The 12586-nt window shown below is 57.5% G+C and carries 13 protein-coding genes; 5 read left to right on the top strand and 8 right to left on the bottom strand.

Annotated features, from left to right (window positions below; translation table 11 throughout):
• Window positions 1–118 precede the first annotated feature (118 nt).
• The 5 genes from KFJ24_RS16485 (at window position 119) to KFJ24_RS16465 (ending at window position 4484) form a co-directional block, all read left to right on the top strand.
• On the top strand, window positions 119–1315 hold the full coding sequence (locus tag KFJ24_RS16485; protein WP_250832193.1) for an acyl-CoA dehydrogenase family protein: 1197 nt from the start codon (window positions 119–121) through the stop codon (window positions 1313–1315).
• A 10-nt stretch (window positions 1316–1325) separates the two neighbouring features.
• Window positions 1326–2468 carry an acyl-CoA dehydrogenase family protein gene (locus tag KFJ24_RS16480; RefSeq protein ID WP_250832191.1) on the top strand — a complete coding sequence of 381 codons (1143 nt, stop codon included), beginning with the start codon at window positions 1326–1328 and terminating at the stop codon, window positions 2466–2468.
• Window positions 2469–2578: 110 nt separating this feature from the next.
• The gene (locus KFJ24_RS16475; RefSeq protein ID WP_250832190.1) at window positions 2579–3340 is read left to right on the top strand and encodes a class II aldolase/adducin family protein; all 762 of its coding nucleotides are present in this window, start codon (window positions 2579–2581) and stop codon (window positions 3338–3340) included.
• Between the two features lie 13 nt (window positions 3341–3353).
• Window positions 3354–3809: a MaoC family dehydratase gene (locus tag KFJ24_RS16470; RefSeq protein ID WP_250832189.1), complete on the top strand. Its 456-nt coding sequence runs from the start codon at window positions 3354–3356 to the stop codon at window positions 3807–3809.
• 258 nt (window positions 3810–4067) lie between these two features.
• Window positions 4068–4484, top strand: coding sequence for a helix-turn-helix domain-containing protein (locus KFJ24_RS16465; protein ID WP_284709202.1), 417 nt, complete (start codon window positions 4068–4070; stop codon window positions 4482–4484).
• Between the two features lie 82 nt (window positions 4485–4566).
• On the opposite strand, the gene KFJ24_RS16460 is transcribed toward KFJ24_RS16465, so the two are convergent.
• The 8 genes from KFJ24_RS16460 to KFJ24_RS16425 all read right to left on the bottom strand — a co-directional run bounded on the left by KFJ24_RS16460 (window position 4567) and on the right by KFJ24_RS16425 (window position 12470).
• A complete protein-coding gene (locus tag KFJ24_RS16460) occupies window positions 4567–5502 on the bottom strand; it encodes a ketopantoate reductase family protein (RefSeq protein WP_250832187.1) in 936 nt (311 codons plus the stop codon).
• Complete coding sequence (locus tag KFJ24_RS16455) at window positions 5499–7172, bottom strand: long-chain fatty acid--CoA ligase (RefSeq protein ID WP_250832185.1); 1674 nt, start codon at window positions 7170–7172, stop codon at window positions 5499–5501. The genes KFJ24_RS16460 and KFJ24_RS16455 overlap by 4 nt, the downstream gene beginning before the upstream one ends.
• A 25-nt stretch (window positions 7173–7197) precedes the next feature.
• Entirely contained in the window at window positions 7198–7998 is an 801-nt protein-coding gene (gene surE, locus KFJ24_RS16450) for a 5'/3'-nucleotidase SurE (protein WP_250832184.1), read from the bottom strand.
• The gene (locus KFJ24_RS16445) at window positions 7995–9059 is read right to left on the bottom strand and encodes a phosphotransferase (protein ID WP_250832183.1); all 1065 of its coding nucleotides are present in this window, start codon (window positions 9057–9059) and stop codon (window positions 7995–7997) included. The genes surE and KFJ24_RS16445 overlap by 4 nt, the downstream gene beginning before the upstream one ends.
• 29 nt (window positions 9060–9088) lie before the next feature.
• A complete protein-coding gene (locus KFJ24_RS16440; protein WP_250832181.1) occupies window positions 9089–9856 on the bottom strand; it encodes an SDR family NAD(P)-dependent oxidoreductase in 768 nt (255 codons plus the stop codon).
• A gap of 91 nt (window positions 9857–9947) precedes the next feature.
• Window positions 9948–11150, bottom strand: coding sequence for an acyl-CoA dehydrogenase family protein (locus tag KFJ24_RS16435; protein WP_250832179.1), 1203 nt, complete (start codon window positions 11148–11150; stop codon window positions 9948–9950).
• Window positions 11151–11235: 85 nt separating this feature from the next.
• Window positions 11236–11676 (bottom strand): PaaI family thioesterase, encoded by a 441-nt coding sequence (locus KFJ24_RS16430; RefSeq protein ID WP_250832178.1) that lies wholly within the window; start codon window positions 11674–11676, stop codon window positions 11236–11238.
• The gene (locus KFJ24_RS16425; protein ID WP_250832177.1) at window positions 11676–12470 is read right to left on the bottom strand and encodes an SDR family NAD(P)-dependent oxidoreductase; all 795 of its coding nucleotides are present in this window, start codon (window positions 12468–12470) and stop codon (window positions 11676–11678) included. The genes KFJ24_RS16430 and KFJ24_RS16425 overlap by 1 nt, the downstream gene beginning before the upstream one ends.
• Between the last annotated feature and the right edge of the window lie 116 nt (window positions 12471–12586).

Raw genomic sequence — 12586 nt, 5'->3', positions numbered from 1 at the left:
TCGTACTGGGTGTTTTCTTGTTTCATTTTCGTTGACAGCGACGGAACCGTTGAACGATCATTGAGTAATTCTGCTATGCGGTATATATTTTCGCTGTAACGCAAAACGAGGTTATTTCATGAACATGAACTACACGGCCGAGGAACTTGCCTTCCGTGACGAAGTGCGGGCATTCCTGGATGAGAAGCTGCCGGCGGACATCGCCGCCAAAGTGAAGGGTTTCCGCCGTCTGTCTAAGGAAGACCATCAACGATGGCAAAAAATACTCAGTACTCAGGGCTGGTATGCCAGTCACTGGCCGGAGGAGTATGGCGGCGTGAAGTGGACTCCGGTCCAGAAGCACATCTGGGACGAAGAGTCCTGCCGTTACGGTGTACCCCGCTCCATTCCGTTCGGGGTTAACATGGTAGCGCCGGTTATCATCAAGTTCGGCAATGAGGAACAAAAGCAGCATTACCTGCCACGCATCCTCAGCGGCGAAGACTGGTGGTGCCAGGGTTACTCTGAGCCCGGCGCAGGTTCCGACCTTGCCTCGTTGAAAACCCGTGCCGTGCGTGAGGGCGAGCACTATATCGTTAACGGTCAGAAAACCTGGACCACTCTGGGCCAGCACGCCAACATGATTTTCTGCCTGGTGCGCACCAACACCGAGGTTAAGGCCCAGGAAGGCATCTCCTTCCTGCTGATCGACATGGATACGCCAGGCATTTCCGTAAGACCCATCATCACCCTGGATGGCGAGCACGAAGTGAATGAAGTCTTCTTTGAAGACGTCAAGGTGCCGGTTGAGAACCTGGTGGGCGAAGAAGACAAGGGCTGGACCTACGCCAAGTACCTTCTCACCTATGAGCGTACCGGTCTGGCAGGGGTTGGCTTGTCCAAGGCCGCACTCTCACACCTCAAACAACTGGCGTCCCGTCGCATGAAGAACGGACGTCCGCTGATCGAGGATGCGTCATTCAGCCAGCGCATCGCCAGGGTTGAGATCGACCTGACCGCCGCTGCCATCAGTAACCTGCGCATTATCGCGTCTGTCGAAGGTGGCGGAATGCCCGGTGCCGAAAGCTCCATGCTCAAGGTCAAAGGCACTGAAATCCGCCAGTCGATCAATGATCTGGCTCGGCGCGCCATCGGACCCTATGCGATTCCATTCGTCGAAGAAGAACTGGACCTCGATTACGAGGGCGACTTCCTCTCAGACGAAAACGCGGCACCGTTGTCAGCCCAGTATTTCAACAACCGTAAGCTCTCGATTTTCGGCGGATCCAACGAGATCCAGAAGAACATCGTGTCGAAAATGATTCTCGGGCTTTAAGGAGGCGACCATGGATTTCCGACTGAATGAAGAGCAGCAGATGCTGCAGGACACCGTGGCCCGCCTGGTGCGCGGTGAATACAGTTTTGAAAAGCGCCTGGCATTTAGCGAAACCGAAGCCGGCTTCAGCGAAGACTTCTGGCAACAGCTCAGCGAACTGGGCCTGACCGCCGTTCCCTTCTCTGAGGATCTGGGCGGTTTCGGCGGTGGCGGTGTTGAGGTTCAATCTGTCATGACCGAACTGGGTCGCGGCCTTTGCCTCGAGCCATACCTGCAGTCCGTCATTTTTGGCGGCGGCCTGATCAGCCAGGCTGGCAATGACAGCCAGAAAGAAAAGTGGCTGGGCGGCATCGCCAGCGGCGAGCTGAAAGCCGCGGTAGCACTGCAGGAGCCCCAGAGCTTCTATGACGGTAACGATGTGGAAACGCGTGCCGAAAAATCCGGCGATGGTTACGTTCTCAACGGTCGGAAAGCGGTCGTGATCGGCGGCCACTGCGCCGGCCTGATCATCGTGTCTGCCCGCACCTCCGGGGCCAGCCGCGATGCCGATGGTATCAGCCTGTTTGCCCTGACTCCGGATGCCGCCGGCATCGACCGTCGCACCTACCCAACCATTGACGGCTCAAAAGGCTGCGACATTGCCCTGAATGATGTTCAGGTCAGTGCCGATGCCCTGCTGGGTGAAGAAGGCAAGGCGGCCGATATCATCGAATACCAGACTGGTCGCGCCATAGCCGCGCTCTGTGCCGAGGCGGTTGGGGTAATGGAAGTGGCGAACGACCTGACCCTTGATTACCTCAAGCAGCGCAAGCAGTTTGGCGTACCCATTGGGAAATTCCAGGTGCTGCAACACCGCATGGTGGACATGATGTCGGAGCTGGAGCAGGCCCGATCCATGGCTATTCTGGCCGCCAGCGTGGCCGACGAAGAACAGAGCGATGAACGTCGCCAGGTTCTTGCCGCCGCCAAAAACGTCATCGGCCGCAGTGGACAGTTCATTTCCGAGAACGGCATCCAGTCCCACGGCGGCATTGGCATGACCTGGGAATACAACTTTGCCCACTATGCCAAGCGCCTGATCATGATTAACCATCAGCTGGGCGACGACGATTTCCACCTGGAGCGGTATGCAGCCCTGTTAAAGGCCAGCTAACCCCGTCCGATAGTGAGCCAGGGGCCTCTGTTCAGCCAGAGGTCCTGTTCGGGGGTGGCCTTTTGGCTGCCCCCTTTTTTGTTTCCGGATAGCAGCAAGGTGACCACAAGATGACAACAAGCACCGCAACCACCGAGACAGAAACACTCAGAAAAGCCGAATGGAGAGTCCGCACGGAACTTGCCGCGGCCTATCGCCTGGTTGCCCTGTTCGGCTGGGACGACCTGGTGTTCACCCACCTGTCAGCACGGGTGCCCGGCCCGGAACACCATTTCCTGATCAACCCCTATGGCCTGCTCTTCCATGAAATCACCGCGTCATCACTGGTGAAGGTGGATCGCGACGGCCAGGTGGTGACATCGGGAGGCCTTGGCCGCGTCAATCCCGCCGGCTTCACCATTCACAGTGCCGTGCATATGGGCCGTGAAGACGCCGGGGCAGTGATGCACCTTCATGCTGCTGACGGGGTTGCTGTCTCTGCACACCGGGACGGCCTGCTGCCACTCAGCCAGACCGCCATGCTCTGCCTTGACCATCTGAGCTACCATGACTACGAAGGCGTAGCCCTGAACCTGGACGAGCGTGAACGACTGATCCGCGATCTTGGCAACAAATCCATGATGATGCTGCGCAACCACGGCGTTCTGACCGCCGGGAAAGACGTTCCCGAAACCTTTACCTACCTGTATTTCCTGATGAAAGCCTGTGAGATACAGGTAAAAGCACAGAGCTGCGGCCCCACCTGGATGCCCTCTGAACAGGCCATCCAGACAACAGCGGAACAGTCCCAATCATTGGGGGCGGCCTCCAAACTGACCTGGCCGGCGCTTTTGCGCCTGCTGGACAGCAAGAATCCGGGCTATGGCGTGTAAGGAGAGGAACACGATGATTGAAGTCAAACTCGAGGAACTGGCTGATCACAAAGGCACTCTTGTCAGCCACAGCCCCTGGCTGACCATCACCCAGGACATGATTGAAGCGTTTGCGGACGCCACCGGGGACCACCAGTGGATTCACCTCGATGTCGAACGGGCAAAAAGGGAATCACCCTGGAAAAGTCCGATTGCCCATGGCTATCTGACCGTATCATTGATGTCGAGGCTAAACCCGCAAGCTCTCAAGGTGACCGGCCCCACGGCAACCATTAACTATGGTATGAACAAGTTGCGATTTCCGTCCGCGGTTAAATCCGGGTCGGATATCCGCACCAAAGTAGAATTACTGGATGTGGCTCGGGTGGACGAACAACGAACCCTCGCTACCTACCGGACCACCATCGAGATCAAGGGCGAAGACCGGCCCGCCTGTGTGGCTGAGAACCTTGTCATGTACGTCGCCTGATACGGCATTGCCTGTCTGAATGGTGTTCAGGCGGGCGCCGGGAAGCAGGCAACCTCAACCCGATCTGCAGGCCACGCTCCGAAAAAACATTACAACCCTCCAGCCCCGGTCTATCCTTTAAACGGAATCATAGCCAGCAATGCGCCTTTAAATAAATGCTGTTACAGCCTTTTTCCAGCGTATTTATGTGCTTTATGCACCTTTGTGTATTACGACTTTAGTCTGTAATATCATGATCTTAGCCAACAGGTAGATCACATGAATCTAGGGCAGGCAATCAGGCGTTTGAGGAAACAGCAGGGGATGACCCTGGCCGAGTTAGCGGACCGCTGTGATTCCCATGTCGGCAACCTGTCCCGGATTGAGAGAGGCCTGGCGAGGCCAAGCCTGGAACTGCTGTATCGGCTTGCTGAAGCTCTGGATCTGTCACTGACGGACATTTTCTCAGTGGCCGAGAAAAAGCAACTAGACTCAGAGCAGGTCGCGCTGAATGCTGCCTTCATTTCCCTCCTTGAAGAGGACCGTCAACTCCTGCTCGATTTCGCTGAACTCCTGCAGCGAAGGTCAACCAATCCGATGACGTCTGTCAGCGTAGGACAGGACTCTTTACCGGCCGACAAATCCGGTTCAGGGTCGCCGAAAGACGGCATCGAAAGCACTCCAAAAAGATCCTGAACCCGGTACGTCATATCGGGAAACAAAAGCTGTGCGGCCGCCCGGGCCACCACAGCCTGTTAATGAGAGAGCCCCTTACCTTTTAATTCCTGCCTTCCAGTCTGGCTCGCATCTTCAGGGCAACCAGTACGGTATTCAGGTGAGGAACCCGGACACCATGACGCTGGGCAATGGCCACCACATTGCCTATGACGGCATCTCTCTCGATCGGGCGACCATTGATGTAGTCGAGGGCCATACTGTTCTTGTAGGCTGGCATCTTCCGTGTCCCCTCAATGTTCTGATCAATCAGGGATTCGTCCATGGGATACCCGTCGGCGGCAGCCACGTCCATCACTTCCTGAATCATGGCCCGAATCAGCCCCTCGCCGCCTTCAGTATCCAGAATCGTTTTCGTGTCAGCACCGTTAGCAATCACCGACAACGGGTTGAACGGGGTATTCCACAGGCATTTGCGCCAGCGCTCACCGACCACCGCCTCGGTCAGGCCCACCTTGATTCCGCCCTCGATGAATAGCTCCGATAGAGTCCGGCAATGCTCGTCGATCCCTTTGGGGTAACTGCCCATGACCAGTTTGCCATAGGCCTTGTGCTCAACCACGCCCGACTCCAACCGGCTGGCGGCAATGAAGGCCAGGCAGCTGATGAGGGGATTGTCAGGAAACGCCTCCGCCAGTTCCCGCTCGATGTCCAGACCATTTTCGATCAGTACCAGACGGGTGTTCGGTCCCATCCAGGGCTTAACCAGTTCGGCCCGATTGGCGCCGGGTAACACTTTCACACACAGAAGCAGGTAGTCCGGCATGGTCTCCGGTGTATCGCCGTCGCGGTATACATGATCCGGCTGGTACGACAAATCCCCCAAAGGGCTGTTGATACGGATACCCTTTTCCTTCACCACTTGGTAGTCGGAGCGCAATACTGTGCTTACCGAACAACCAGCTTTCTTGAGAATGGCGCCGTAAAAGCCACCTATAGCGCCAGCGCCAACAATCAGAATGCGGGGTTTCGCATTCATACCATCCGCTCCTTCTCCTTCCACTCTTCTTCCTGGAGCGCGCGCCACATCAGCTTGCCCGTGGGGGACTTGGGCAGGGAGTCCACAAACTCGATAATGGTAGGCACCTTGTAGGCCGCCATCTGCTCTTTACACCAGCCAGTGATGTCCTCTGCCGTGGTATTGCCTTCAGCTTCCGCCGTGAGCACGATACAGGCCTTTACGGTCTCACCCCGTTTGGGGTCCGGGGAGGAAATGACGCACAGCTCGTGGATAGCCGGATGCCGATACATGAGCCCCTCGACTTCGGACGGCCATACCTTGAACCCGGACGCATTAATCATCCGCTTCACACGGTCCACCATGAAGAAGTAGCCGTCTTCGTCGTAATAGCCCAGATCTCCGGTGCGGAAGAACCGCTTGCCATCAATTTCCACGAACGCCGCTTCCGTTTCCGCGGGACGGTTCCAGTAACCTGTAGTGACCTGAGGGCCGAAGGAGACGATCTCGCCGGTTTCTCCGGGCGCTTTTTCTTCCAGGGTTTCCACATCAATAATGCGGCTGTCTACGTCAAACACCGGAATGCCGAGGCACTGGGCCTTGGGCTGTGCGTTCGGATTGATGTGCGTCGCGGCCATGGTTTCCGACAGGCCGTAGCCTTCGACGTAATCCAGACCCGTCATCTTTTTCAGTTTCTCGGCGACTGCGACCGGCATGGCGGCACCGCCACCACCGATCATGTTGAGGCTGCTGAGGTCGTACTTGGAGAGGTCCGGATTGGACAGGAAATCCACCGCCATGGTGACAATATTGGTCCAGCCGGTTACCTCGTAGCGTTCGATGAGCCTGGCCGCCGTGGTGCGATCCCAGCGGGTCATGATGACCGATGTTGCACCAGAGAAGATCGGTCCGTTCATCGACCCTGTCATTCCGGTGACATGGAAGAACGGCAAGGTGGCCAATTGAACACTGTCCGGTGTGGTCAGGTTCCAGAATACCCTGTGTACCGCGGTTGCCATAACAGAACGGTGAGTGTGCATGCACCCCTTGGGCGCACCCGTGGTTCCAGAGCTGTATGGAATCACCGCCAGATCGTCCGGCGTCGCCGTGTGTGGCGAAGGTGAGCAATTTTCTGCCATGGCAGCTTCCCAGGTCACCACACCCGGAACGTCTTTTGACCAGGCCGGCGCGGCGACTTCAGCCGGGAGGTCAAGATCGGTATCCGGTTTTATGTAGGTGCTGTAAGACGCCACTACCACCTGCTCGAGATCTGTTTCTGCCAGTAACGGCACAATGAAGCCGGCAAGCTCCTGACCGGCCAGACACATGGCAGCACCGGTATCGACAATGCAGTGTTCAAGTTCTGCAGCCCGGTTCATCGGATTTACCGGAATCACCACCGCATCAGCGCGCAGGATTGCGTAGTAAGAAATCACATACTGTGCCGAATTCTGCATGTACAGGAGCACCCGGTCACCCTTCTTGACGCCCTTCGCCTGCAGGTAGCCGGCCATGACTTCGACCTCGGCCAGCAGGCGGGAATAGGTCACCGGAGCGTCATAGAAAATGAGGGCGGTATGATCTGGATAGCGTAGGGCCGAGATTTCCAGGTTGGTAAAGACACTGGTCTTCGGCAGAGTCATGGTCTTGGGCAGTTCCTTCGGCCAGACCTTGTAATGGCGTGTGAACATGGTTGTTGTTCTCCCCGGGGTTTAATCAGTTATCCGCACAGGTGGCCAGATCAAATTCGTCGGTGCCCCCTGGCAGGGGGTCTTCGTGTCGTAAGGGTGTAATCGCAATCGCGTGGTCTCGCAGTACGGTCACGTCGGCATCCGGCGCCACAATATGACGGGAGCTGCGCTCAAAACCGAGCCACCAGTAGGGCAGACTGCGGGCATCACGGCCCGCCAGCAGACGGGCACGCTGAATGGAGCCGGTAGACTGGCGGCACCAGCGGGCGAAGGCGATCTCGTCAGCATCACAGGCGGGAAAGTTCACATTCCAGGCGCGTACTTCCCCTGCCTGCCACAGCTTTCGAATCACCCTTTCACCAAACCGTTCGACTGGTGACCACTGGATGCCTTCACGGGAAAGAAAGGCCTGGCTCAGTGCGATTGCCGGAATGTTCATATGCAGGGCGCTGAGCACCGCGCCGACCGTGCCGGAGTACTGCACGGAGTCACTGATGTTGGCGCCGCAATTCACCCCGGACAGCACCAGGTCCGGCGGTGTTTCACCAAACCACTGGGCGAGGGAATAGAGCACGCAGTCTGCGGGGGTGCCGGAAACCGCGTAGCGCTTGTTTCCAGTTTCATACACCCTCAAAGGGTCATGGATAGAGATACTCTGGCCGGCACCGCTTCGGTCGTGCTCGGGCGCAACAATCCAGACCTCTTCCGCCAGGTTGCGGGCGATGTTTTCCAGCACTGCCAAACCGGGGGCATTGATGCCGTCATCGTTGGTGATCAGTATGCGCTGAACGATTGGCTGCCGGGTTGTGCCGCTCAAATCATTCATGACCGCTTTCCTTCACTGGCTATCCTCCATCCCACCTGCGCGAGCAGACTGGCGCGCCTACCCACTTCCAGGGCGTTAGCATTGGCGGCATTGCCATCCAGCGCCCGCTTGTAGACACCCTGCAAAATGGCCGCGAGCCTGAACAGGGAAAATGCCAGATAGACGTGCCAGTCATCGATTCCGTCCCGGCCGGTTTTGGCGCAGTAACGGGCGATGGTCTCCTGCTCATTCGGTATACCCAGCGCTTGCAGGTTTTCACCCTGAAGACCGCGCATTCCTTCCAGGTCCGACGGCAGGTAATAAGGAAGGCAGTAGTAGGCGAGGTCCGCCAGGGGATGCCCAAGCGTGGACAACTCCCAGTCCAGAATCGCAATCACTTCCGGCTTATCCGGCGCCAGCATGAGGTTGCCGAACCGGTAATCACCGTGGGCGATGGCACATTCATCCGTCGATGGCAGATTTTCCGGCAGCCAGGCCATCAATTCGTCCATCCCAGGCATGTCATCGGTCTTGGAAGCCAGGTACTGCTTGGTCCAACGCGAAACCTGACGAGCCACATAGCCTTCGGGACGACCGAAGTCACCGAGACCGATGGCATTTACGTCCACAGAGTGCAACTCAGCCAGGGTGTCGATGGCGGACTGATGAGCAGGTAGCCGCTCACTCCGGTCCAACGCGCGCAGCGCCGCATGGCTGACGATCCGGCCTTCCATGTAGTCCATGACATAAAACGGCGTGCCGATGATCGAATTGTCCTCACACAGCACCCGAACCTTCGGTACTGGCACGGCGGTGTGCTCCGACAAGGCACGCATGACCTTGTATTCACGCTCCACCATGTGGGCGGATGGCAACGTCTTTCCAGGGGGTTTCTTGCGCAGGACGTAGCGGCCGCTGTCGGTGTCCAGCAGGAACGTAGGGTTGGACTGGCCGCCCTGGAACTGCTTTACATCCAGGCGCTTACCAAAACCCGGCATGGCTTGCTGGAGCCAGGTCAGAAGTTTTGCTTCATCGAACTTATGGGCTGGCAGTACGTCCACCAGTTCCGGCGTTATAGTCATGATTGTCTATGCCTTCAATATTGGCTGCTTCAACAAATGGTTTCGCCGCCATCGGCTACGATGACCTGGCCGGTAACATAGGCGCTGGCCCTGGTGGACAGGAAAACCGCCAGGCCGGCGATATCCACCGGGTCGCCGATTCTGCGCAGCGGCGTTTTGTCTTCGGCGCGTTTTACCCGTATCGGATCTTCCCACAGCGCCTTGGCGAAATCGGTCCTGATCAGACCGGGGGCGATGCTATTCACGCGAATGCCTTTCGGGCCCCACTCAACCGCAAGGTTGCGGGCCAAGGCCGCCTCCGCTGCCTTCGACACGCCGTAAGTACCGATGGTGGTGTTGCCTCGAATACCGGCGATGCTGGACAGAAGCACGACTGCGCCCTCGCCTTTCTCCGCCATCCGCGGCAGCACCATGTTGGTGAGCCAGAAGGTGCCTTTGACGTTGGTATCCATGATCTTGTCCCAGGCTTCGTCCGTCATTTCGGAGGTCGGACCGTAGACCGGGTTGGTGGCGGCATTGCACACCAGCACATCAATGGAACCCCAGGCTTCGTTGGTTTTGCTCACCAGATTTTGCAGGTCGTCTTTCTTGCCCACATGACAGGGAATGGCAATCGCCTCGTAACCCTGCGCCTTCAGTTCGTTCGCCACCTGTTCGCAGGCCTCGGCCTTGCGGCTGGAGATCACGACTTTCGCGCCCAGACGGGCCATTTCTTCCGCGATGGAACGGCCAATGCCCTTGGTGGAGCCGGTAATCAGGGCAACCTTGCCAGTCATATCGAAAAGCGGGTTGTTCATCTTTTGATCCTCATGCTCAGAACTGGAGGAACACGTGGACAGGGGCCTGTTTGCGTGTTCCCTCGCCCAATGTCACGGGCCGTGGTTCAAATCAGCGATACTGACGAAGTTCCAGCTTGGCCACGGAATCCAGATGCACCTCATCCGGGCCATCCGCCAGACGCAGGGTGCGAACCTGGGCCCAGGCCGCTGCCAGGAAAGTGTCCTGACTTACCCCGGCGCCGCCGTGTAACTGAATCGCACGATCAATCACTTTCAGCGCCATGCTCGGAGCAATCACCTTGATCATGGCGATTTCCTGACGGGCCACTTTGTTACCCACGGTGTCCATCATGTGGGCCGCTTTCAGCGTCAACAGACGGGCCTGTTCGATTTCAATCCGGCTGCGGGCGATATCCTTGCGAATGGAGTCGAAGCTCGACAGCGGTTTGCCGAAAGCCTCGCGCTCATTGGCGCGTTTGCACATCAACTCCAGCGCGCGCTCGGCAACGCCGATGGTGCGCATGCAGTGGTGGATGCGGCCAGGCCCGAGCCGGCCCTGGGCAATTTCGAAACCACGGCCCTCACCCAGCAGCATATTGCTGGCCGGTACCCGCACGTTCTCATAGTGGATCTCGGCATGGCCGTGAGGCGCGTGGTCGTAGCCGAACACGGTAAGCGGACGGATCATCTTCACGCCCGGGGCGTCCAATGGCACCAGGATCATCGACTGTTGCTGGTGTTTGGGCGCATCCGGATCGGTCTTGCCCATGACGATGGCTATCTTGGTTGTGGTGGTCATGGCACCAGACGACCACCATTTTTTACCATTGATCACGTACTCATCGCCTTCGCGACGGATCTCGCAGGCAATATTGGTCGCATCCGAGGAGGCCACGTCCGGCTCGGTCATGGAGAAGCAGGAGCGGATTTCTCCCGCCAGCAAGGGTTTCAGCCATTGTTCCTGCTGTTCTTTATTACCATAGCGGGCAATGGTTTCCATGTTGCCGGTGTCCGGCGCGGAGCAGTTGAACACCTCCGGCGCCATCTCGGAGCGGCCCATAATTTCGCACAGGTGGGCGTATTCGAAGTTGGTAAGGCCGGCACCGTATTCGCTCTCCGGCAAAAACAGGTTCCACAGGCCCGCGGCTTTTGCCTTGGCCTTCAGCTCTTCAATAATGGGAACCGGAGCCCAGCGATTTTCGGCCTGCTCAATCTGTTCATGATGCTTGTGCTCATTCGGATAAATGTACGCATCCATGAACTCATTCAACTGCACCTGCAGTTCTTTCGCCTTATCAGACAGCTCAAACATGTCCGTTTCCTCTTATTGGTATTGGCATTTAATCAGTGACCGGCCACCCGGCACGATCAGCTTCGTTGTCAGGCTCCATTGAGCATCAGATCGGAACCCCCTCGGGCTTGTCACTGCCGGACCGTATCCGGAACGTACCCTCGGCAATGGCCAGCAAATTGCCCTTGTCATCATGCACCTCACCGGTGCTGTTGAAGATCCGTGTGCCGCCTGCACGCCTGCTTCCGGTTACCCGGATGGTGCCGCTGGAGCATTGCCCGGTAAAGGTAGTGGTCAGCGACAGGGTAATGGCCTTGCGCATGCGCCCAGGGTACGGGCAGTAAGTACCCGCCTGTGCCATCGCAATATCAAGCAGGGAGGTCAGCACGCCACCGTGAATGACCCCGCCAAGATTCAGGTGCCGGGGCTGGAGTTCCAGGTCGATCACCGCTTCGTTCTCTTCCCAGGAAGCCTGGCGATAGCCCAGCAGGCTATGGAAGCCCGGCAGATCTTTCCCGTCGATGAAATCGGTCTCTTTCTGACTCATTACACTTTCATTCCCGGGAGGTTCAGGGAAGCCGTGTTACCGCCATCCACCGGCAGCGCCTGGCCGGTGATGTAACTGGCATCGTCACTGGCGAAAAACAGAATGGCGGCCGCAACCTCTCCGGCATCGCCATAACGTCGTAATTCGCAGCGGGAACCGAGTTTATGGGCTTTCTCGTGGGCACGGGCATAATCGAACACCGCCCGGGTCATACCGGTTTCCACCAGGCCAGGGCATACGGCGTTCACACGGACATTGTCATTTCCCAGGTCGCAGGCGGCCGTCATGGTCAGGTTGATCACGGCCGCCTTGGAAGCACTGTAAGCGTTACCGCCTGCGCCGGACCGGATCCCTGCAACCGAAGCGGTGTTCACGATAGAACCCAGCTTACGTGCCTGCATGTGCGGGGCAACGTGTTTGATAAAAAGCATGGTGCCGATGAGGTTGACCGACAGAACCTTGTCCCATTCCTCCCGGTCATTTCCGGTGACCGGAGGATGACCACTTCCGGTGCTGGCAATGCCGGCGACATTGCACAGGACATCGATCTTGCCGAAGCTGGTCATGGTTTCGTCCACCAGAGCCTTCACCGCTTCTTCATCCGCCACATCGACCCTTCGCCGGAGGCACTCCGAACCTTCTGGCAGCATGTTCTCGGTTTCAATAAGGCCAGCTTCAGAAGTATCTGCCATCACCACACGCGCACCTTCCCGTGCCAGCCGCAATGCCGTGGCACGGCCAATACCGCTGCCTGCTCCGGTCACTATCGCTACCCGATGATCAAAACGGCCCATACCGCGATCCCTCATATTTCGAATTTTGTTTTTTTGTTTGGCGGCATTTACTGCTTCAATAATTTGTCACGCCTTCCGGTTTTGAGTCAATATATTCGAAAGCTAATTTCACTAGA

Source organism: Marinobacter sediminum (genome assembly GCF_023657445.1).
Taxonomy (GTDB): Bacteria; Pseudomonadota; Gammaproteobacteria; order Pseudomonadales; family Oleiphilaceae; genus Marinobacter; species Marinobacter sediminum_A.
The sequence above is the reverse complement of the archived record's forward strand: the minus strand, read 5'-3'. Positions and strand labels throughout refer to the sequence as shown.

Bases quoted from the DNA above. Each gene is read 5' to 3' on its own strand.
- KFJ24_RS16485 (WP_250832193.1), top strand. From the start codon at position 119: ATGAACATGAACTACACGGCCGAGGAACTTGCCTTCCGTGACGAAGTG.
- KFJ24_RS16480 (WP_250832191.1), top strand. From the start codon at position 1,326: ATGGATTTCCGACTGAATGAAGAGCAGCAGATGCTGCAGGACACCGTG.
- KFJ24_RS16475 (WP_250832190.1), top strand. From the start codon at position 2,579: ATGACAACAAGCACCGCAACCACCGAGACAGAAACACTCAGAAAAGCC.
- KFJ24_RS16470 (WP_250832189.1), top strand. From the start codon at position 3,354: ATGATTGAAGTCAAACTCGAGGAACTGGCTGATCACAAAGGCACTCTT.
- KFJ24_RS16465 (WP_284709202.1), top strand. From the start codon at position 4,068: ATGAATCTAGGGCAGGCAATCAGGCGTTTGAGGAAACAGCAGGGGATG.
- KFJ24_RS16460 (WP_250832187.1), bottom strand. From the start codon at position 5,502: ATGAATGCGAAACCCCGCATTCTGATTGTTGGCGCTGGCGCTATAGGT.
- KFJ24_RS16455 (WP_250832185.1), bottom strand. From the start codon at position 7,172: ATGTTCACACGCCATTACAAGGTCTGGCCGAAGGAACTGCCCAAGACC.
- surE (WP_250832184.1), bottom strand. From the start codon at position 7,998: ATGAATGATTTGAGCGGCACAACCCGGCAGCCAATCGTTCAGCGCATA.
- KFJ24_RS16445 (WP_250832183.1), bottom strand. From the start codon at position 9,059: ATGACTATAACGCCGGAACTGGTGGACGTACTGCCAGCCCATAAGTTC.
- KFJ24_RS16440 (WP_250832181.1), bottom strand. From the start codon at position 9,856: ATGAACAACCCGCTTTTCGATATGACTGGCAAGGTTGCCCTGATTACC.
- KFJ24_RS16435 (WP_250832179.1), bottom strand. From the start codon at position 11,150: ATGTTTGAGCTGTCTGATAAGGCGAAAGAACTGCAGGTGCAGTTGAAT.
- KFJ24_RS16430 (WP_250832178.1), bottom strand. From the start codon at position 11,676: ATGAGTCAGAAAGAGACCGATTTCATCGACGGGAAAGATCTGCCGGGC.
- KFJ24_RS16425 (WP_250832177.1), bottom strand. From the start codon at position 12,470: ATGGGCCGTTTTGATCATCGGGTAGCGATAGTGACCGGAGCAGGCAGC.